The sequence below is a fragment of the Streptomyces sp. NRRL S-340 genome (assembly GCF_000720185.1).
Classification (GTDB): Bacteria; Actinomycetota; Actinomycetes; order Streptomycetales; family Streptomycetaceae; genus Streptomyces.
In genome coordinates this window covers 31,806-51,438 of the sequence record NZ_JOIY01000003.1, presented here as the reverse complement: position 1 = coordinate 51,438, position 19,633 = coordinate 31,806, and the positions used below count along the sequence as shown (strand labels likewise).

The window sequence follows — 19,633 nt, the reverse complement described above, 5'->3', positions numbered from 1 at the left end:
CCGGCCCGCTCTGCCAGGAGGTTCCCCGGCCTGCGGGCCGCTTCGGTCCGGCGGCCTGGTCACAGATGCGCGGCCAGGAACGGAAGGACGACCGCGGCCATCTCATCGGGGACTTCCTCCGCCAGGTCGTGGCCCGCGTCGAAGACGTGCCCGGTGACGTCGTGGGCCATGAGCCGCATCTGGGACTCGTTGCGGTCGCCGATGAACGCGGACCCGCCGAGCGCCAGGACCGGGATGTCCAGCTTCTTCTGTGCGGCCTGCCGGTTCTGTTCGGCGTCGACGAGCATGGCACGGTAGATGGAGAGCATCGCGCGGATGCCGCCGGGCATGGAGTAGCAGCGCACGTATTCGTCGATCGCGTCGGGGGTGGCGGTGTCGGGGCGGCTGCGTTCGTTCTTGATCATGTAGGTGATGAGTTCGCGCTCGTGCCCGGTGATCAGCATCTCGGGAACGTCGGGCTGGAAGTAGAAGCCCAGGTGCCACAGGTGCATGCCGCTGGAGACGTTCTCGGGGGTGAGAGCCGTGTGGTCCTCGAAACCGAAGCCGGGGAACAGAGCCTCGGCGAACACGAGGGCGGTGACGTGGTCGCGGTGGCGGGCGGCGAGCTGGTAGCCGACCACCGCTCCCCAGTCCTCACCGACCACGGCGTATGTCTCGTGCCCGAGGTGGGCCATCAGGGCGGCGATGTCGTCGCTCATCGTCGCGCAGTCGTAGCCGTCCGACGGCCGGGCGGAGTCGCCCAGACCCCGGAGGTCGGGCACGACGACGGTGTAGCGGGGAGTCAGTGCCGGGACGAGGTGGCGCCAGTGGTAGCTGGTCTTGGGTACACCGTGCAGGAGCACCACCGCGGGGCCCGACCCGGCTGTGCGGTAGTGCAGACTCGTGCCGTTGACGGCGGCTCGACCCGTACGGACGGGCGTTCCCTGGTGATCGAAGATCATGTTCGTCTGCCTTTCGGTTGTGGATCGCGATGGGAGGGGAGAGCAGTGGTCTGCAAAGGCCCGACGGGAGTCATCGGGCGGATGGGGCCCGGCGGCGGGCCCGTGGTTGTGACGGGCAGGCGGTGGAACGGCGGGCGTTCCTCCGGTGATTGCCGGGGGAGGGGCGTCGTCGCCGGACTCCGGGTCGCGCCGGCCCTGAGCTTTTTGTGGATCGCACGATACAGTTTGCGGTCGTGAAAAAAATCAGCCGAGGGCGGCCAGGGCGACCTCCACGAGGGGTTCGAGAGTGCGCACATCCGGGGTGATCTTGGAGGAGACCAGAAGCCCGTTGAGGAACGTGACGAGGAATCCCGCCAGTGTGTACGGGTCCTGTCGCGCCGTGATCTCGCCCCGCTCCACCGCGACCCGCAGCACCTCGGCGAGCGCGTCGCGGCTGGCGTCCTGCATGTCCCGCACGACGCGCCTGACCGACGGGTCCTGCGGCAGACGCTCGCAGGCGGCGTTGACGGCAAGGCAGCCCCGGCCGCCGTCCTGCGTGCCGAGCCGGATCCGGCCGAGCAGCATCCCGCGAACAGCCGACCGGGTGTCGGCCCCCTCCTCGAGGCTGCGCAGGGCGTCCGCCGCGAGGGTGGTGCGGTAATGCTCCAGGGCCGCCCGGTACAGGCCCTCCTTGTCACCGAAGGCGGCGTACAAGGAGCCCTGTCCGATGCCCAGTTCCTGGGTCAGGTCACGTACCGAGGTCGCCTCGTAGCCGCGCACCCAGAACAGGTTCATGGCGCGGCTGACCGCCGCCTCGGTGTCGAATTCCCGGGTTCTCGCCATGACTGCACCGTAGCGTATCTGGATCTAGCGTTCAAGAAACGTGGTTGCGTCTCGCACGGCGGCGGTCAGAGGAACAGGCGTACCCGCCGGGTGTGACAGGACCGCCGCCTTCTGCGAAGCGGCGGTCACACTCACGTCGTTCCTGCTCCGGGCCGGATCCGTTCGGAGGCGGAACCTAGTACGCGAGCTGCCCGATGCCTCCGTCCACGCGCAGCACCGTCCCCGCGGTGTAGGCGGATTCGTCCGAGGCGAGGTAGACCGCCGCCTTCGCCAGCTCGGTGGCGGTTCCCAGGCGGTGCAGGGGCACGGTCTGCCGGAGTTCCTCGTACAGGGCGGCCTGGCGCTCGGGGCCGAGGGGTGCGAACGCATTGGTGATCGTCGGGCCCGGGCTCAGTCCGTTGACGCGGATGCCCCGGTCCTTCAGCTCATGGGTCAGCCCTCGCGTGTAGGAGAGCAGGCCCGCCTTGGCCGCGCCGTAGACCGTCGCGTTGTCGTGTCCGATGTACGCGGAGACCGAGCCGACGAGGATGACCGAGGACTGCTGCGAGAAGATCGGCAGGAGGTCCCTGATCAGGAAGAACGGCGACTTCAGATTGGTCGCGACGAGCCTGTCGAACGCCTCCTCGGTCCATGCCTCGATGGGGAGGTGGGTGACGTCGGCGGCGTTGCTCATCAGGATGTCGAGCTTCGGCCACTCCTCCCGCAGGCGCGCCGCGAGCGCCGCCTGGCCGGGTACGTCGCCGGCGTCACTGGCGATGGTCAGCAGCGGGCCGCCCAGCACCCGTGCCGCCTCGTCCAGCTTTTCCCGCGAGCGGCCGGTGATGGCAACGGTCGCTCCCTCGGCGAGGAATTCGCGGGCGGTTTCCAGGCCGATGCCGCTCGTCCCCCCTGTGATCAGTGCGTGCTTTCCCGCAAGACGGTCCATCGTCCTGTCTCCCTTCAGATCGCGGTGCGGCCACCGTCGGCGGCCACCACCGCGCCGGTCATGTAACTGGCCCGGTCGCTGGCCAGAAAGGCGATCACCTGGGCCACCTCGGCCGGGTCGGAGGTGCGCTTGAGTGCGGTGGTCAGGCCCATGCCACCCATGTCCGGGCCCATCGCCGCGACCACCTTCGAAGTGCGCATCGGGCCCGGAGCGACGGCGTTGACCCGCACGTTCGAGCCGGCGAACTCCGCCGCCCAGGTGCGGGTGAGCGATTCGAGCGCCGCCTTGGTGGCGCCGTAGACGGCCATGCCCGGCATGCCGAGGCCGGCCGCGGTGGAGCTGACGTTGACGACGCTGCCGCCGCCGCGCGCGGCCATCTTCTCCGCGAGCAGGGCGGTGAGCAGGAAGGGTGCGCGCACATTGACCGCGAAGGCGGCCTCGTAGCTCGCGAGGTCCTGCCCGGTGGACGGGGAGAACGTCAGCACGCTCGCGTTGTTGATCAGGATGTCGACGGGGCCGGCGTCCTCGGCCAGCTGCCGCACGCCCGCCGGGTCGGACAGATCGGCGGCGATGAAACGCACCGCCCCGGCGGAGCCGCCGCCTGCGCGGAGGTCTTTTACGACCTGGGCGCCGCGCTGCGGATCGGTGCCGGTCAGGATCACACCGGCGCCGCCCGCGGCCAGTACCTCGGCCGTGACGTGCCCGAGTCCGCCGATCGCACCGGATCCGGTGACGAGAGCCGTCTTGCCTGCGAATTCCATTGCTTCGCCCTTCATGCCGGCCGGTGAGCGACCGACTTCTGTGCAGCCGTTCAAGAAGTGTCGCAACGGAAGCTACGACTTCTTGAACGCCGAGTCAAGAAGTCGTAGTATCTGCCGCGTGGCAAGAACCGGACGCCCCCGCGAGTTCGACAAGGAACGGACGCTGGAGCGCGCACTCGAACTCTTCTGGTCCCGGGGATACGGGGCGACGTCGATCCAGGACCTGGTCGACGCGCTGGCGGTCGAGCGGGGCAGCCTCTACGGCGCATTCGGCGACAAGCGCCGCTTCTACCTCGAAGCCGTCAGGCTCTACTGGGAGGTGTACGAGCGGCATCTGATCGCCGCGCTCGACACCAGCCCTCTCCTGCCCGCCCTGCGCGAGATCCTGACCCACCCCGTCAGGCTGGACGAACTGATCTCCGACCTGGGCGTGCCACAGGGCTGCCTGATCGGCAACACGACCGCCGAACTCGTCCCCCAGGACAGCGAAGCCACGGAGATCGTCACCCGCTCCTACCGCCGGTTCACCGGCATCGTCGCCGACGCGCTCCGCCGCGCACAGGCCGCCGGAGAGGTCACGGACACCTGCTCTCCCGAGTCCCAGGCGCAACTCCTCCTGTACATCGTCCAGGGCCTCTCGCTCGTGTCGAGGGCGGGGCTCGACAGGACGACGGCCCTGGCGGCGATCGACACGGCGCTGGACGGACTGCGGGCATGACCGACCCCCCTATCGGCCGGCCCGCCGTGGACGCCGGCCTCATCGGGCGGTTCCTGGTCCGGTGTCCAGCCGCGCGGTTCCGCCGCGAGGCCGGCGGCGTCGCCGGACGCCTTGGAGGACCGGACGCCGTGTGGGGGCGAACCGTTCCGGCGGCATCGCCGGTCAGCGCGGTGTGGCCCGGCGACCATCCGGTACGGGGACAGGTCGAAGACAGGCTGCATGAAGATGTGGGAGACCGCCGTCAGGCGGGCGAACTGCGGCCGCAGCGACTTCTCGACGGTGGCCAGTACCTCCGCGCGGATCTCGTCGAGGATCTCACCGGGCGGCAGGAACGTCGTGTACGTCTCGCCCCGACCGGCTGGCCGGCACCCGCGGCAGATCTCCCGGCTTGGTGCCGGACCCGCACGGACAGCACACCGGCACGGCACCCCAGGCCGCCGGTTACGTCGAGCCCGTCAGGACGGGGACTGGCCTCCGAGGATGGGCGTGTGCTGCCTTGGGGGGCATCCGCCGTGAACGCCATCGGTGTTCGCAGCGTCCGAACAGTGAGGGGGCGCAGCCTCCGCCGTGGACCAAGCAGATGCGCAGGTGCGGCAGTTCTTCCATGACGCCGCTCAGGAGCAGCGATGCCACGGCGGTCGTGGTCTCCACCGGGTTGCCGATCAGGTCGGTCGGATAGTTGTCTTTCCATTCGGGCGTGGCCATTGCATGGGGTGGCCGAAGACGGCGAGTTCATGGGCGGCTGCGGCGGCCAGTACCTTGCGCATGACGCCTTCCCGGCGATCGGGGGGAAGCGGCTCGCGATGTCGTCCACGACCGCGGCGAGCACGTCGGCCTCGGTGAGCACCGTCCGGACGGGGTTCGGCGACGGTCCGCAAGCGCACACCGGGACTGACGGTGCAGCCGCGCTCGTCGATCAGCGGCCGCAGTTCACCGATGGCACGGGTGATGGCGGAGTGGTCCACGTCGAACCAGCAGGCCAGTACGTCGTGAGTGACCCCGTGGCGGAGATGGACGAGCCTGGCCAGCAGCCGGACGATGAACATCAATCGATGCTTCGCACCGCCCCCCACGGCCCGCCCTCCACGGCCCACTTCCGAAGCCGCGAGACAAGCCTGGCCCGGTGCTGCTCGTGCCACAAAGGCCCTCTGTCTCAGCTACGAGTTCTGCAGTCACCTCAGCCGACAAGCCCGTGATTCTCCGGTCGCTGACGATCCCTGCACGAGAAGCGTCATGACTGTGCGTGCACGGGGTTGAGTCCGTCGGCGCACGTCTCGGGCGAGTCTGCGTCAGGCGCCATCGTTCGTGACGGATGGTTGCCCTCTGGGCCGACTGCACTCACATGCCCAGCCGCAGGAAAGGGAGTTCAACCATGGCGCATGAGCCGATCCTGGTGCTCGCCGCGACGGGCGGGCAGGGCGGTGCCGTGACCGAGGCGCTGCTCGCCCGCGGGGCCCGGACCAGGGCACTGGTCCGCGACCCCGGCCGCAGCGCCGCGCGGAAGCTGGCCGAACGGGGTGTCGAGGTGGTGGCGGGTTCCCTGAGCGATCCCGGATCGCTCGCCGCGGCCATGAAGGGGGCGGCCGGTGTCTTCGCGTTCACCACGCCCTTCGAGGCCGGTGTCGAGGCGGAGGTGGAACAGGGGCGGGCCATCCTCACCGCGGCGGCGCGCGAGCGCGTCCCGCATCTCGTGTTCAGCTCGGTCGCCGGAGCCGACCAGGACAGCGGCGTACCGCACTTCGAGAGCAAGGCGCGCATCGAGGCGGAACTGACCGCGGGCGATGTTCCGTACACCATCCTCGGGCCGACGTACTTCTTCGACAACGCGCTCGGCGGAGCGGAGCGCATCCTCGACGGTGTTCTCGATCTGCCGCTGCCGTCCGATCGGCCGTTGCAGCAGCTCGCCCGGCCCGACCTCGGAGCGTTCGCGGCCGAAGTGCTGCTCGACCCCGCTCGGTACATCGGGCAGCGCATCGAACTGGCCGGCGACGCACCCACGCCGGCACAGATGGCGGCGGCGCTCGGCGCGGCGCTGGGACGGGAGGTCCGCCACGAGTACGTCCCGCTGACGGCCATCGGCAATCCGGACATGCACGCCATGTGGACGTTCCTGAACGGACCCGGCTACCGCGTCGACATCCCCGCCCTCCATGCCGCCCACCCGGAGGTCCACTGGACCGGCTTCGCCGACTGGGCCAGGCGCACCTGGGCCACCGGGGCCTGATCCGGTGCGTCCTCCTGTCCGGCGAGCCGCCCGGCAGGAGGACGCCCCGGATCTCACGCGTGGGTGCCACGACTCGTCGACCACACCGCCCCAGACGACGCCCTGGCCGGTGGGTTCGCCGGGCCGCCCGACCTGTACGGCGGCGCCCCCTTCGAGGCACCCTGGACGGAAGCCGGCCCCGACCGCCTCGCAGTCCTCCGCGACGGCCGGGCCGTCCACCAGGGCCGCCACGCCTGATCCGCCGGACACGCCCGGGCCGTGCGTGACCATGGCGGCGGGGGCAGACAGCGCCACGGGACGGGCCGTGTTCCAGGAGCGCGCGTGCACCCCGGCGGGAGCCGATGACGTGCTCATCAAGGTCGTGACCAGGGCACAGGAGAGCGTCAGGCACCAGCCGGACCCGTAGTCCCGCAGGGCACCGGCCCCCGCACCGAAGGGAGGGGCGGCCCGGTCGCCACCAGATGGTGACCGGGCCGCCCGTCGGCGTGCAGGGTGATCTGCCGGCGCATCCCGAGCGCGGTCCACTCCGCCTGCTGTTCATCGGTCAGCTGTCAATCCGGCGCGTGCGTGTTGTCCACGACGGCACCCAGCTTGTTCCCGGTCCCGTCCGGCAGCACCTCCACCGCGTTCCGGGGGGCGCCCGCAGATGCCCCTCCCGCGCGAAGAACTGCCGGACGGCGGGGCGGGCGGGCCCGGGCGCCGTGTCAGCCGGGGGTCAGGACCATGCGGAAGCGCGCCCCGCCGGAGAGCATCTTGCGGTAGGCCTCGTCCACGTCGTCCAGCGGGACCGTCTCGGTCATGGGACGGATGCCGTGTAGCGCGCTGAAGGCCATCGTGTCCTCGACGTCCTGCGAGGTACCCGACGGGTGGCCGCGCACGACGCGGCCGGTCATCAGCAACTGGGCCGGGCTGATGCCGAGCGGTGCGGTGTCCGCGCCGATGACCACGAGTTCACCTCGGGGGGCCAGGCCGTCCACGGTGGCGCTGATGGCCGCGGAGTTGCCGGCGGTGGCCAGCACGACCCTGGCGCCGCCGAGGGACCGCAGCGCCTCGTCGACCGGGGTGCCGGAGGTGCTGTCGACGTAGTGGTGGGCGCCCAGCCGCTTGGCGAAGTCGGCCTTCTCGGCGCCGCGGGCGATCCCGACGGTCTCGAAGCCCATCGCCGCCGCGTACTGCACGCCGAGGTGCCCCAGGCCGCCGAGGCCGAGCACCGCGACCAGGTCGCCCGGCCGGGCGGAGCTGCGCCGAAGCCCGTTGTACGTGGTGACGCCCGCGCAGGCCATGGGCCCGGCGTCGGACGCGGCCAGCGCGTCCGGGACGCGGGCCAGGGCGTCGGCGGGCGCGATCACCTTCTCGGCGAAGCCGCCGTCGTAGGCCCAGCCCGGCACCTCCAGGTTCGGGCAGACCACGAAGTCGCCCTCGCGGCAGGGCCGGCAGTGGCCGCAGCTACCGCCGAACCAGCCGACGGCGACCCGGTCGCCGGTCCGCCAGCCGCGGTCCTCCACGCCTTCCCCCAGCTCCTCCAGGCGCCCGGCGATCTCGTGTCCGGGGACCTCCGGGAACGACACTCCCGGTAGTCCGCCACTCACGAAGAGGGCGTCGCTGTGGCAGATCCCGCACGCCTCGACGGCGATCCGCACCTGACCCCGGCCGGGCCGCGGGACCTCGCGCTCGACCAGCTCGAAACCGCCGTCCGGGGCGGTCACCTGCGCGACTCGGTAGGTACTCATCTGTGTCTCCGGAGAACGGATGCGACGGCCCCCACCCGATCCAGCACAGCAGCTCGCGGCCGATCACGCGCGCCGAGCAGGCCGGGGCGGCCCTGAACTGCGACGACGCTGCCGTTCCCAGAGCGCGTCGGACCGGCTCGGGGCGGCCCAGCGGGCGGAGCATGCCCAGCAGCCGCACCAGCTCGTCCGCGACCTGTTCCAGCCTGGCGCCGACCCGGCCGGCGCTCCAGTCGCGCAGCAGGCCTTGACGCCGCCGATGAACGCCGTGTCCGCTAGGCGGTAGTCGCGCGGTGCCGCCTCCCCGCGGGCCGCGGCCGCCTCCGCCGCGGCGCGGATGAGGTCGATCCGGCGTGCGCGGCGGGCGAGGTGCTGCTGCTCCAGCCGGGCACTGACGCCGATGACCTCGACGAAGACGGTGCGGGTGCGGCGCGGATCGCCGGTGACGTTACGGGCGTAGGCGCGGAAGAGCACGGTGACGTCGCGGTCTTGTTCGGCGGCGTGGACGAGGTGTTCGCTGACGAAGTCGAGGAAGCGGGCGGCGTTTTCGGGGCGGGCGGCGGCCGGGGTGCCGGGGCCGAGGACGGCGGCGCCTTGGCGTGCGGTTTCGATGAACTGGTCGTTGGTGCGGGCGCTGCGGATCATGGATCGGTACCAGAGGCCGTCGTCGACGACGTATCACTCGCGGCGGCGTTCGTCGCGTTCGCGGCGCACGAGATCCAGGCCTTCGAGGAAGGTGATCACCTTGGAGACGGAGGCGGGACAGACCGGGGTCCCGCGCCCCGGGACACCACACCCGACCACAGCACCCGCTCACCCCGATGCCTGGCCCCCATCTCGCCCGACCACCCGGGCCCCAGGACACCGGTTGATGCCCGCTCCTGGACCCGGGACATGAGGCCGGGGTGCTGTCACACAAGGGGCTGGTGGGCGGTAGCCGACCTGGCCGTCGCCGTGGTCAGGGCCTGTCGCAGCGGTGGTGGACCGGGCGCGAGGTCTGCGGCGAGTTCGGCGAGTACCGCTTCTGTCTGCTCGGGGCCTGTCAGCTCCTGTACCGCTGCGCCACTGCCGCGAACGCGGCCTTGGGTTCCCATTCCATGTCGGGGTAGGTCTGTCCCTGGCGTCCTTCGAGCAGTTTGACGATGCCCAGGCCGGCCCGGTCCAAGTCGTCCCTGGGGTCGCCGTCCGGGCGGTGCGGGTAGCCGGGCAAGGCGAACAGGAACACGAACGCGCTGTCCACACCCTCGGTCTCGAAGATCTCCAGCAGTTCGCTCAGGTACGTGGCCTGCCCGGTTTCGTCACGCTCGTACACGCCGTTCAGTCGTACTGGGGCCTTGGTTTCAGGGTCGTGCTCGACCACTTCCAGCACCCGTCCACCGCGGTCTCCGGCACCGCGGTAGGCCGCGGTGCCGAACCCGGTGATGGCGAGCGGCTTCGGGCCTTGAGCCAGGATGCGCACCGCCTCCCGGAACCGGTCGGCGATCTCGGCGGAGCGGATCAGCTCGAACGTCGCGATGTCGAAGGGAGTCCAGTCGACCTGCTCGAACTGGATGGATGCGTAGGTGAGTTTGCCCTGGAAGCGCTCGCGGACCGTGGCCGCGGCGTCGCGGAGGAATGCGTTGACGCGCTCACCGAGCCGGCGCATCGCTTCGGCCCGCCGCTCGGGTCGGCCCATCAGTTGCTCGACCCTTTCCTCGGGGCTCTCTCCGGGCAGGAACCCGCGGTTCATCACGCTCAGCTCGACCCCTGCGACGAACACGATGGTGGCCCCCTGCTGCCGGAGCCGTTCCGCTCGCCCTGCGCAGTCACGGAAGAGCGTGAGGATCTGCTCCGGATCCAGTTCCAGCGGATAGGGCGAGAACCAGACCTCCAGGCCGAGTTCGGCGGCGGCACCGGCGGCCAGTTCCAGTCGTTCCGGGTCACCGCCGATGATCTGGATCGCGTTGCAGTGCAGGTCGTCGCGGATGATGGCGAGCTCACGCCGGACCACCGCGGGGTCGAAGTGCTCGCGGGATATCTGGCCGTGCACGACGAATCCGGTGTCGTAGGTCATTCCTCTTGCTCGCATGGTGACGCCCCTTCTGTGGGTCTCGGTCGGTCGAGGCTGACAGGAAAAGTGCGTGCACGCAAGTTTTCGTGCACGCAATTTTGCGCATGCGCATCCCTGTGTGGAACGCTGACACCGTGACGACACCACCACCAGGACTGCGGGAGCGGAAGAAGCAGGCCACACGCGAGGCGCTACGCGAGGCGGCCCTGCGCCTGGCCGTGGAGCGCGGACCGGACCAGGTACGGGTCGAGGACATCGCCGAGGCGGCCGGGGTCTCGCCTCGCACCTACAACAACTACTTCGCCAGCCGCGAGCAGGCGATCGTCTCCGCTGTCACCGCAGACCGGGAGGCGCGCATCGCGGCGGCGGTCACGGCCCGGCCCGCTGGAGTGCACCTGGCCGACGCCGTCACCCAAGCAGTGGTCGAGCAGTACACGAACACCAGTGAGCACGAACACCAGTTGCTGCTGCTGATCACCACCCGGACCGCGCTGCGCGACGCATTCCTCGACACCACCGCCGACATCGAGCCCCCGCTCACGGCGGCGATCGCCGAACGCCTAGGTGACACCGGAGCGCACACAGCCCGCGTTCTCGCGGCAAGCGTGGCCGCGGCGGTTCGCATCGCGCTGGAAGGCTGGCTCCGGCCGGCCGGGAACACCGAGGCCGCCGAGAGTTTCGGCGCCGGAGGACTCATCGTGCCCACCGGCTCACTGCCCGACCAGCTCCGCGCGGCACTGGCCCCGCTCGCGCCCGCGTTCGACGCCGCCGAGCGACGCAGCCGGCCGTGAAGCCGACCTGACTGGGACAGTCAGCCGAGTCGACAAAGGTGACACCGCAACAGGTCGCGACCTACGGCTGGAGTACTAGGACTTGTCCGGCCGATCATGTGACCACTGCGCGCTCGGGTCGTTGATGTGCACATGGGACGGGGGGATCTGACAGAGAGTGGGAACGGTTGCGGCCGTTCCTGCCGGTCAGTAACAGGCGTCGTGGCAGGTGGCGGGATCACCGGCAGGTGATCGACGGAATCTTGCACCGGGTGCGGACAGGGGTGCAGTGGCGTGACCTGCCCGAACGGTTCGGGCCGTGGAAGACCGTCTATGAACGCCACCGGCTGTGGTCTGCCGACGGCACGTGGGAGCGTCTGTTCCAACAGGTCCAGGCAGCGGCCGATGCGGCAGGTGAGATCGACTGGTGGGCTCCTCCTTCCGCCCGATTCCTCAGCGTCTTGTGGCGCACAGCCGAGTTCGTTGATGCAGAGCGGTCGGCAGTGGAGGTACGACGGCACCCGTTGCCGCAGGGCGTCGAGTGCCTGCTGCCGGATTGCCGGGCGGCCCCGGCCGCTCTTGGTCGCCGCCCAGCGGGTCGCCGGTGTGCATCGCATCCACGCTGGTGCGGTTGAGGCCGTAATGGATCAGCCGGTCTGGCGGGGCAGGCCGCATCTCCATGCCCGGCGCTGCTCTGCCTCATCCCGTTCCTCGATCGCGATCCAGCCGTCGATCTGGGCGGGGGCTGAGGGTCAGTTGGAGTCCGCGCCGTTGCTCCGGTTGTCACCGAGGTAGGTTGTGACCCGGTAGGCATAGCCACCGGGAGTGAGATAGACCGCGTGGTTGGTCGCCCCGCGGGGGTCGCCGGGAGGCACGTCCACCCACCCCAGGAGGACCGACTGGGGGATCGGCACCCTGACCTCGGCGAGCTTCGCTATCACCTTGGGGTCGATCGGCACGGCGCTCAGCGTGAACGGCGCGCCGCTCTCGGGCAGTTCCACGGCCTGCGTGCGGTAACTCGTCGCGTTGCTCATGACGTCCCCTGCCGTTCAGTTGGGTTCCGGTGGGCCCGGGCCGCAACGTCTGTTCCGGAAACCCGAGATGACGACTTCGTCCTGCGCATGGCCGACCGCCACGGACCGAAGGCCAAGCAATTGCCATGCCTTGACCTTACCTTTGCCACCCGTAAACGCAACGTCAGGAAGTGGCCTTTGTCAGCTCGCTCTCCCGGCGGCTGTCGCCAGTTGTGTCCGTATCCCCCGGCTTGCGCATCGCAGGCAGCGCCGCGCGCGTCTACCGGGGGCAGCACTACTGACAGGCACTCTTGCGGGCGGTGCCCGCAGGCGTTTGCGTATGGAGAGGTGGAGGGGTCGGCTTCACAGCCTCTACGACGTTGTCGCACGGACGGCGATGACGCGGGCGACGCACGTGACGGCCAGCGCAGCACGTCGTACCGGGGCACTCGGGCGCGCTGGTGGAGGACGTCGTAGCCGTTTTTCGGTGATCTCTTTGAGGACGGCGGCGTAGTGGGCCAGCGCGGCGTGGAGAGCGGGCCGCACGTGCGGGGCCAGAACCGCTGTGCTGGAGGCCGCGTCCCGGTACGCGGTGTCCGCGAGACCGGCGAACGACTTCCCGGCCGCTGTGATCCGGTAGTCCCGGTGGCCGGTGCGACGGCTCCATTCCAGAAGAGAGCGGTCGACGCCGTGCGCCTTCAGGAAGTCTTGGGGCAGGTAGAGGCAGCCGCGGTCGAGAACCGAGGGCAAGCACGGCGACCCGAGCTGGCCGGCCTTCGCCCGCCGCTACGGCTTCGACCCCCGCCGCCCGGTGCAGTGGGAGGTGGAAGCGCTGGAGCCGGCCGAACTCCAGTGCCTGGTCCTCGCCGCCGTCGCCCCGTACGTCGACCGCGACGTCCTCGCCCGGCAGATCGCCCGCGAGGAAGAGCCACGCCGCGCCCTGGCCGCCTTTCTGGGCGGCTGGGGCGCGGCGGCCGGGGGAGCACCTTCGTAGTGCTGTTCCGACGCGGGGGCGCTCAGGCGGGTGCCGGGCGCAGGGAGGCGAGCGGCGAGCGCCGGCCCTTCTCCACCGTGCGCAGCTGGTTCCAGTCGACCTCGGGGTGGGCGGGGACGATCGCGTCGACGGATGCCGTGGTGTGAGCGCGACGTCGACGGCCCCGGCTCGGCTGGTGCCGTAGCGCACCTCGATCGACTGCGGTGAGCGGACCCAACCGAGCCGGACCATGTGATCCCGATCGGCGCGTCGGATCCGGAGGCGGGCGGCGGCCTGCTCGGGACCGAGCGGGGTGTCGGCGGCGACCAGGTCCGCCACGTCCTCGCGGCGGCAGACCTCCGCGACCTGGCCGGGGTGGTGCGGCGTCCCCTCGGGGTTCGCGCTCAGGTCGACCAGGAGGCCGCGGTCGACGAACCGCCGTACCACAAAGGCCGTGACGTTCGCCTTCTCGCCGATCACGTTCGGGGTGCCGAGCGCCTCGGCGATCTTGTCGGCCGCCGCGCCGCTGCCGATCGGCGGGGACGACATCGCGGCCCGGATGGCGTCGGCGTCCAGAGCCTCCACAGCGGCCCGGGACCACCGGGTGGACGACACGTCGGGGGCGGGGATGAGGCCGGTGTGCCGGGCCCACCGGAAGGCCGCTGCGGGCACCTTCAGGCGCTTGGCGGCCTGGCCCGCGTCGTACTCGGTTCGTCGCATGAGATCACCTCTCGCTCGTTCGCCGGAAGCGGCGGAACAGAACATGACAGAACACGCGAATACATGTCAATGCCCCCTGAAAACAGGCAAGTTGGGCGCACGCCGCTAGGACTGCGCCCGCGTACGCTAGGGAAAATCACCCGCCCGGGTACTGCTCCACACCGGCCCGGACCGCCGCGGTGGGGCCGGCCGCAGGCCCGGCCATGAGGCCGACCACGCCCGCCCTGACCCCGACCACGCCCACCCTGACCCCGACCACGGCCCCGGTCGGGGCGTGTCTGATGTGACACCGAATTCGAACAAGAGATCTAATGCCGGTATGGACGCGATCGACTTCCCCGACGACCTGGTGCAGACGCAAGCCGCCTGGAACGCCACCTACGACGCGCTCGCCGCGCCCCGCCCCCGCGACACCACCGCCCTCGCCGCCGCCTGCTGAGCCTGTCCGTACGGCTGTGGTGGCACCCGTACTGGGAGACCGCCCCCTCGGTGCCGGCCGCGCGTACCGAGCTGCGCCAGATGGTCCGCGCTCGGGGAGCCGTCCGGGCCGCGTGACCCGGGCGCCTCGGTCGACCAGGAGCACGGGGTGGTGACAGGGGTTGCGCCTGGTTGTTGCGCTGGAGGTTGCACCAGGGGTTGCGCCTACTGTTGCGCGACCCGACGGACCGCATCCGCGTTCGCGCAGGTCACCACGCCGATTTCGCCGTGGTCGGATCGCTGACATCCCCGTTGCGGCTGCTCTGCCCGTGTCTCCTGGCTGGAGTGAAGGAGTAAGGGACGGGCGGGATGGGCGGTGCGGCCGCGGCCGGGATCGGGGCGCACTCAGCCGGTTGCGCGTCGGCCGGGGCCGCCGCGCCGCACCCGTCGACGGCCCGGCGGCCGGGCCGGGACGGAAGTCGCCGGTACTTCGGTGCTGTTCTCCGGGCGCTGAGTCCCACCAAGGGGTGAGGCGGGACGCTCCAGCCGGATGGAGGTACTGCTGTGATCGTTCGCTTCGCGGGCGGCCCGCTCGCCGGGCGCGAGCCGGAGACCCACCGACGCCCCGTGGGCCGGCGGCTAGGTCACGGTCGGTGACGCCGACTGGGGCCTGTACGCGCCTGTGCACCGCGACCCGGCCACCGGCATTGTCCTGGCGGAGGTCCGGGCCACCGCATCGCGTCACACCGCCGGCAGCCGCCCTGCGTCATCGGTCGGTGCCACGGGAGCGTGGGCACCCACTAGGGCCCACCGCATGGCACACACCACCTGGGCAGTTGAGTGCCCGGTCGACCCGTCCGCTTCACGCGACTACGCCGAAGCCCTGGGTAGGGGGCCTGGTGGCAGGCGCACGGCCGTGGCGGTCCTGAATTCGGGCCGGGAATTCAATTGAGCGAAAGCCGTCATTTTGACCGGTGTTGCTAACGTCTCGCTAACGTTTTATTGGCGTGGTGTGGAATTCGGTCATGATTGATCGAGGGCTGGGCGGAATAAGCCATTCCGAGGAGAGTGGGCTTTCTGGTGGGCGAGTCGACCGGATAGCTTTCGCCGTCAGTCGAGCTCGGTTACGCGAGGGTGGTTCTGCATGATGGACAAGAAGGTTCTGGGCGTTCTCGCCGCTGTCACGTTGTCGGTCGGTGTGGCCGCGCCGGCCAGTGCGGCGACGGCTCCCGGGTACGATCTGCTCACCATGGGGCACGGCACGAAGACCCTCGGAATCGCCTATGTGGACAGCAATTACTCCGGGTCGCGCATCGAGTTCCGCGGGGAATCCTGCAACAGCGACAAGGAAGACATCCCCGACTACCAGTTCCCGCTGCCCGAGAAGTACCGCTGGACCATCTCTTCCGTGCAGTACATGGAGGGCGGCTGTCAGATGGGGCTGCGGGACCGGAACGGGAACAGGCTGCTCGTGGGCTGGGAGCCCCAGCTCGGCAGCTGGAACGACCAGACGGTGACCGTCCAGTTCAGCTGATGCGTCCGCAGGTCAGCTCCGCTTCCAGCCCCGTAGGGGAAGCGCCGTGATCGCCTCGTCGATCTCCACCGCGACCTCCTCGGCCGAGGCGTCCGCGCACAGGCCGAGGACCGCGTATCCGGTTCCGCATTCCAGGATCCGGACGGACCAGCGGGGCGGGAGCTGGGCGATGACGCGCAAGCAGGCCAGTTCGGGGGCGGCTTCGGACGGCCCGGTGAGTCGGACCTGGTTCTCCACGGTCTTGTCTCCTGCGGATCGTGGGCCATGCGGCCCTGGGTGGACGCGGCATGGGCCGGTTTCCGTGAGGAGACCGGCCCATCTGCGTGGGTGGCGAAGCCCGAGTGGGATACAGGAGGTCGGACGGTGCGGTTGGACTCAGCTGGTGAAGACCACCGTGCCGCCGTCGCGGGTGAACCAGCCGCCGAAGCCCCAGTTGATCCAGCCGCCGTCGCCGCGGTTGACGATCGTGCCCGACTGGAAGGCGAGCACCCGGTAGGTGGCGCTGCCCTGGGTGACGCGGGCGTTGGCGACCACGCCGTGCAGGTCCATGGAGTAGTCGAGCTTGTCGTTGATGATCATCACGTTGTAGCCCGAGTACGCCGCCATGGTGTCGTCCAGCTGCCGGTGGACGAAGCCGGAGCGGTCCTTCTCCATGCGGATGTCGTTCAGGACGTTGCCGATGATCGGGCCGATGTAGCCCATGGCGTCGACGGCGATGTCGAGCTTCCAGCCGGAGTCCATGGTGCCCACCTGCTGGGTGGCGGTCCGGGCTTCGGCGGCGGCCGGCGTGGCGGCCTGGGCCGTGGCGGGCAGCAGCAGGGCCGAGGCGGCGACGGCGCCGACGACGGTGAGGGCGGCGCGCTTGAGGTTCTTCGACATGGTGTGCTCCTTCGAGGTGGTTTCGGGCATGGGGATGCCCGGCGTACGAGGGGTGGAGGGGTGGAGAGTGGAACGAGAAGTCTGGGAAGACCTGCCGGGGGGTACGGCTCGCAGGCGCCGGCGGGTCCGGGGGGCGGGGGGCCGGTCGGAGCGGCCGCCGTCACCCCGGTCCGGTCATCCCCAGTCGTTGGTCAGCGGGGAGACGGGGGCGGCCTCGTGACCGGGCACCGCGGTCTGCGTGGCGCTCGCCGGCTGCCTGACCCCGTCCGCGCCGGTGCTGTCGGCCTGGGCGACTCCGGCACCGCCCACGACCAGGAGTGCGGTGATGGTGCCGGACGCGATGCGGGCCGCGATGCGGTTCACGGGTTTCCTCCTGGGTGGGCGATGTCGCTGGGCGGGTTCGTTTCGCTCGGTCCGGCCCGCCGTTCTCGTTCTGGCGGGCCGCCCTCACACCGAGAATGTTGCCCGCCGGGAGGGGCCTTTGGCGGGCCTCGGGCGTGCAGCAAACGACCCTGTTCCCGTGCACTTTCCTGCACTCCCCCGCCGCGGGGCCCTGCCGCCGCGCGGCCCTCATGCGCGGTCCGGCGCACCGCCGCGCGGCCCTCGTACGCAGGCCGGTGCGTCACTGCGCGGTGGTGGCGATGAAGCCGGACGGTGCCCCCAACACCCTCGGTTTCCTGGGGGTCTCCGAGCCGGAGGAGCAGCTCTACCGGGCGCTTTTGAGAAACCGCGAGGACCCCGGCGGGCACGATCCGGCCGTGGTCACGCGGGTGCTGGAGCTGGGCATCGCGGTGCGCACCCCGGCCGGCGGTCTGCGGCCGCTCTCCCCGAAGCGGACGGTCGAGAGGCTGATCGAGCATCAGGTGGGCCAGTTCCAGGACGAGCTCCAGGAGTCCGTCCGCAGCGCCGGGGTGGTCGAGCACCTGAGCACGGTGGACGCCTCAGCGGACGCGGCCGGGCCGGGCGGTCCGGCGGTCCGGCAGATCGAGGGTCTGGAGGCCGTACGGAGCGCCATCGACGAGGTGACCTTCTTCGCGCGCACGGAGAACCTGACGACCAACCCGGTCGGGGTGCTCACCCCGGAGTCGATCGAGATCTCCCGCCCGATCGACCTGCGGATCCTGCGCCGGGGAGTGCGGATGCGGACGCTGATGGCGTCGGCCTGCCTCCAGGACGAGACGACCCTCGTGTACCTGCGGGAACTCGTGGCCCGCGGCGCGGAGATCCGTATCTCCCCGCACCCCATCGAGCGCATGATCATCTGCGATCGGGCGGTCGCGCTCACTCCGATCGACCCGCAGAACACGGCCCGCGGGGCGCTCCTGACACGTGAGCCCGGTCTCGTGAGCACGGTGGTCTCGCTCTTCGAACGGATGTGGGCGGCGTCGCAGGAACTCCCCGAGGAGGCCCTGCCCTCCCTCACCGAGGTCGAGCGGCAGATACTCCAGACCCTCTACCTCGTCGACAAGGACGAGACCGGGGCCCGCCAGCTCAACATGGCGCTGCGGACCTACCGCAAGTACGTGGCCCGGCTCATGGCGAGGCTCGACGCCGACAACCGCTTCCAGGCCGCGCTGCGCGCCCGGGAGCGCGGCTGGATCTGAGGGGGTCAGCGATCCGGCCCGAGCGGACGGGTAATTCCGAGCCAGCGTCCTGAATTCGGACACAGGGTGTCGCAGGGCCTGTTTTCTTCGCCCCGGAAGCGCCTTTCGTTCTCCCTGTGGAGCATTAGTGAAACGTTAGTTCGCGGGGACAACCTATTCAGCGGATTCAATGTTTCCATTCACCCGAGAAAGAGGTCGTATGAATACTCACGCGAAGCTCGCGGGCGCTTTGGTCACCGCGGGGGCCAGTATTCTGCTCACCGTGGGTACCGCCCCGGCCGCCCACGCCGCCGGGGATGTCTGGCAGTACAAGAACGCATCCACCAAACTCTGCCTCGACTCCGACGCGAAGGGAAACGTGTACACCAAGGCCTGCGGCGCGGACAACCCGTACCAGAAGTGGCAGCGGGCGGTTCAGGACGGCAAGGTACTGCTCCGCAATGTCGCCACCCGCCGATGCCTCTGGGTGAATCCCCTCAATCTGGAGGACAAGCAGCTCGAAACCGCTCCGGCCTGCGCCAACGCCTCGCTCTGGTGGGAATTGGTGGTCGACGGCACGTACCGGTTCGTCGACCCCTTCAGCGACAAGGCGCTGGACTCGAACGCCAAGGGCAACGCCTACGCCAAGGAGTACGGCCCGGACAATCCCTACCAGCAGTGGCTCCCCAGCGCCACGAGCGCGTGACGGCACACCGGCCCGGCACCGTCGAACACCGAGCGGGCCGGAGAAGCCCCCGCACCGATTCCCGCACCCAGCGTCACCCGCTCACCGAGGAGATAAAGCCATGAACATCCGGAAGGCTCTCGGCGGCGTCGCCGCCACCGCAGGAGCGGCCGCGCTGCTGCTGACCGGCACCGCGACCGCCCACGCGGCCGGCGGCCCCGGCGGCGGTGTCTGGCGGCTCCAGAACGCCCAGACCGGACGCTGCCTCGACGCCAACGGCATCGGCGGCGTCTATACCTCGTCCTGTTCGACCACCGCGGCGAGCCAGCGCTGGGAGTACCACGTCGTCAACGGGAAGATCCAGCTCAAGAACACGAGCTCGGCCCGGTGCCTGAAGCCGACGACGCCCTTCTCCCTCCTCCTGGAGACGCGCCCGTGCGACATCGACGCCAACGAACTCTGGGACGAGGTGTTCGTCTCCGGCAAGCTCCGCCTCATCAGCCCGGGAGGCAACGCGCTGGACTCGGACGCCAAGGGGAAGGCGTACCTGAACCAGTACGGCCCGGACAATCCGTACCAGCAGTGGTACCTGACGACGTCGATCCCCGGCTGACGAGGCGGCGGGCGTCCGCTCGCCGTGCCGTGCCGCCCCGGCTGGTCGCCCTCGGCCGGCCGGGGCTCCTCGATGCCCGGCGGCCTTCCGGGACCGTGTCCGGTGCCGCGCCGGACGGCCCGGTCAGGTGAGGGGCACGCGGGTGAAGCGGGTGTCCGTGCGGAGGTCGGCCTCGATGCGGGCGGCGGTGCGGCGCAGGGCGGGCAGGAGGACGGAGACGCATTCCTCGCGGGTGCGGTGGGCGGCGTGCAGGGCGATGTGCATGGCGGCCACGGGGC

General features: G+C 70.4%; 22 protein-coding genes and 4 pseudogenes. 11 read left to right on the top strand and 15 right to left on the bottom strand.

Annotation, left to right across the window (positions count from 1 at the left end; genetic code table 11):
- Positions 1-59: 59 nt before the first annotated feature.
- From IG64_RS02540 to IG64_RS02525, 4 genes are all read right to left on the bottom strand, one after another.
- Entirely contained in the window at positions 60-941 is an 882-nt protein-coding gene (locus IG64_RS02540; protein WP_037851415.1) for an alpha/beta fold hydrolase, read from the bottom strand.
- Positions 942-1,184: 243 nt separating this feature from the next.
- Entirely contained in the window at positions 1,185-1,763 is a 579-nt protein-coding gene (locus IG64_RS02535) for a TetR/AcrR family transcriptional regulator (protein WP_037851414.1), read from the bottom strand.
- Positions 1,764-1,938: 175 nt separating this feature from the next.
- Positions 1,939-2,688 carry an SDR family oxidoreductase gene (locus tag IG64_RS02530; protein ID WP_037851413.1) on the bottom strand — a complete coding sequence of 250 codons (750 nt, stop codon included), beginning with the start codon at positions 2,686-2,688 and terminating at the stop codon, positions 1,939-1,941.
- Between the two features lie 14 nt (positions 2,689-2,702).
- Positions 2,703-3,449, bottom strand: coding sequence for an SDR family NAD(P)-dependent oxidoreductase (locus tag IG64_RS02525; protein WP_037851412.1), 747 nt, complete (start codon positions 3,447-3,449; stop codon positions 2,703-2,705).
- Between the two features lie 118 nt (positions 3,450-3,567).
- On the opposite strand from IG64_RS02525, the gene IG64_RS02520 reads away from it, so the two are divergent.
- A complete protein-coding gene (locus IG64_RS02520) occupies positions 3,568-4,167 on the top strand; it encodes a TetR/AcrR family transcriptional regulator (RefSeq protein WP_037851411.1) in 600 nt (199 codons plus the stop codon).
- Between the two features lie 662 nt (positions 4,168-4,829).
- On the opposite strand, the gene IG64_RS43030 is transcribed toward IG64_RS02520, so the two are convergent.
- Positions 4,830-5,213 carry a transposase family protein gene (locus tag IG64_RS43030; RefSeq protein WP_324609551.1) on the bottom strand — a complete coding sequence of 128 codons (384 nt, stop codon included), beginning with the start codon at positions 5,211-5,213 and terminating at the stop codon, positions 4,830-4,832.
- Between the two features lie 326 nt (positions 5,214-5,539).
- Between IG64_RS43030 and IG64_RS02510 the strand changes: the two genes are divergently transcribed.
- Together IG64_RS02510 and IG64_RS41000 are read left to right on the top strand one after the other, a co-directional pair.
- The gene (locus tag IG64_RS02510) at positions 5,540-6,391 is read left to right on the top strand and encodes an NmrA/HSCARG family protein (RefSeq protein ID WP_037851409.1); all 852 of its coding nucleotides are present in this window, start codon (positions 5,540-5,542) and stop codon (positions 6,389-6,391) included.
- 63 nt (positions 6,392-6,454) lie between these two features.
- Positions 6,455-6,628, top strand: a complete 174-nt coding sequence (locus IG64_RS41000) for a hypothetical protein (protein WP_158771456.1) — start codon at positions 6,455-6,457, stop codon at positions 6,626-6,628.
- A gap of 467 nt (positions 6,629-7,095) precedes the next feature.
- Here the strand turns inward: IG64_RS41000 and IG64_RS02505 are convergent, their stop codons facing one another.
- The 4 genes and pseudogenes from IG64_RS02505 to IG64_RS02490 all read right to left on the bottom strand — a co-directional run bounded on the left by IG64_RS02505 (position 7,096) and on the right by IG64_RS02490 (position 10,171).
- On the bottom strand, positions 7,096-8,121 hold the full coding sequence (locus IG64_RS02505; RefSeq protein ID WP_037851408.1) for an alcohol dehydrogenase: 1,026 nt from the start codon (positions 8,119-8,121) through the stop codon (positions 7,096-7,098).
- Between the two features lie 142 nt (positions 8,122-8,263).
- Positions 8,264-8,595, bottom strand: a pseudogene (locus tag IG64_RS02500) (TetR/AcrR family transcriptional regulator); the annotation flags it as partial.
- Positions 8,596-8,886 (bottom strand): annotated as a pseudogene (locus tag IG64_RS38265) (MarR family transcriptional regulator); the annotation flags it as partial.
- A 274-nt stretch (positions 8,887-9,160) separates the two neighbouring features.
- A complete protein-coding gene (locus tag IG64_RS02490; protein WP_037851407.1) occupies positions 9,161-10,171 on the bottom strand; it encodes a hypothetical protein in 1,011 nt (336 codons plus the stop codon).
- 101 nt (positions 10,172-10,272) lie between these two features.
- Here IG64_RS02490 and IG64_RS02485 point away from each other — a divergent pair, with 101 nt between their 5' ends.
- The gene (locus IG64_RS02485; protein ID WP_107474135.1) at positions 10,273-10,959 is read left to right on the top strand and encodes a TetR/AcrR family transcriptional regulator; all 687 of its coding nucleotides are present in this window, start codon (positions 10,273-10,275) and stop codon (positions 10,957-10,959) included.
- 146 nt (positions 10,960-11,105) lie between these two features.
- Positions 11,106-11,366: pseudogene (locus tag IG64_RS38260) on the top strand (transposase); the annotation flags it as partial.
- A 324-nt stretch (positions 11,367-11,690) separates the two neighbouring features.
- On the opposite strand, the gene IG64_RS02480 reads toward IG64_RS38260, so the two are convergent.
- A complete protein-coding gene (locus tag IG64_RS02480; protein WP_037851406.1) occupies positions 11,691-11,972 on the bottom strand; it encodes a hypothetical protein in 282 nt (93 codons plus the stop codon).
- A 351-nt stretch (positions 11,973-12,323) separates the two neighbouring features.
- Positions 12,324-12,701, bottom strand: a complete 378-nt coding sequence (locus tag IG64_RS38250) for a squalene/phytoene synthase family protein (RefSeq protein WP_078883739.1) — start codon at positions 12,699-12,701, stop codon at positions 12,324-12,326.
- A 73-nt stretch (positions 12,702-12,774) separates the two neighbouring features.
- Here IG64_RS38250 and IG64_RS02475 point away from each other — a divergent pair, with 73 nt between their 5' ends.
- The 3 genes and pseudogenes from IG64_RS02475 (at position 12,775) to IG64_RS02460 (ending at position 15,595) form a co-directional block, all read left to right on the top strand.
- Positions 12,775-12,945 (top strand): hypothetical protein, encoded by a 171-nt coding sequence (locus IG64_RS02475; protein WP_234438361.1) that lies wholly within the window; start codon positions 12,775-12,777, stop codon positions 12,943-12,945.
- Between the two features lie 1,018 nt (positions 12,946-13,963).
- Positions 13,964-14,199: pseudogene (locus tag IG64_RS02465) on the top strand (hypothetical protein).
- A gap of 1,006 nt (positions 14,200-15,205) precedes the next feature.
- The gene (locus IG64_RS02460) at positions 15,206-15,595 is read left to right on the top strand and encodes a hypothetical protein (protein ID WP_037851402.1); all 390 of its coding nucleotides are present in this window, start codon (positions 15,206-15,208) and stop codon (positions 15,593-15,595) included.
- Positions 15,596-15,607: 12 nt separating this feature from the next.
- Here the strand turns inward: IG64_RS02460 and IG64_RS02455 are convergent, their stop codons facing one another.
- The 3 genes from IG64_RS02455 to IG64_RS02445 all read right to left on the bottom strand — a co-directional run bounded on the left by IG64_RS02455 (position 15,608) and on the right by IG64_RS02445 (position 16,837).
- Positions 15,608-15,832, bottom strand: coding sequence for a hypothetical protein (locus IG64_RS02455; protein WP_037851401.1), 225 nt, complete (start codon positions 15,830-15,832; stop codon positions 15,608-15,610).
- Between the two features lie 138 nt (positions 15,833-15,970).
- Positions 15,971-16,474: a hypothetical protein gene (locus tag IG64_RS37415; RefSeq protein ID WP_051812279.1), complete on the bottom strand. Its 504-nt coding sequence runs from the start codon at positions 16,472-16,474 to the stop codon at positions 15,971-15,973.
- Between the two features lie 174 nt (positions 16,475-16,648).
- On the bottom strand, positions 16,649-16,837 hold the full coding sequence (locus tag IG64_RS02445) for a hypothetical protein (RefSeq protein WP_037851398.1): 189 nt from the start codon (positions 16,835-16,837) through the stop codon (positions 16,649-16,651).
- A 278-nt stretch (positions 16,838-17,115) separates the two neighbouring features.
- On the opposite strand from IG64_RS02445, the gene IG64_RS02440 reads away from it, so the two are divergent.
- From IG64_RS02440 to IG64_RS02430, 3 genes are all read left to right on the top strand, one after another.
- Positions 17,116-18,078, top strand: a complete 963-nt coding sequence (locus IG64_RS02440; RefSeq protein ID WP_051812277.1) for a response regulator transcription factor — start codon at positions 17,116-17,118, stop codon at positions 18,076-18,078.
- A gap of 199 nt (positions 18,079-18,277) precedes the next feature.
- Positions 18,278-18,763 (top strand): RICIN domain-containing protein, encoded by a 486-nt coding sequence (locus IG64_RS02435; RefSeq protein WP_158771454.1) that lies wholly within the window; start codon positions 18,278-18,280, stop codon positions 18,761-18,763.
- Positions 18,764-18,863: 100 nt separating this feature from the next.
- Positions 18,864-19,355, top strand: a complete 492-nt coding sequence (locus IG64_RS02430) for an RICIN domain-containing protein (protein WP_037851395.1) — start codon at positions 18,864-18,866, stop codon at positions 19,353-19,355.
- A gap of 123 nt (positions 19,356-19,478) precedes the next feature.
- On the opposite strand, the gene IG64_RS38240 is transcribed toward IG64_RS02430, so the two are convergent.
- Complete coding sequence (locus IG64_RS38240) at positions 19,479-19,628, bottom strand: hypothetical protein (protein ID WP_199811488.1); 150 nt, start codon at positions 19,626-19,628, stop codon at positions 19,479-19,481.
- Positions 19,629-19,633: the final 5 nt, after the last annotated feature.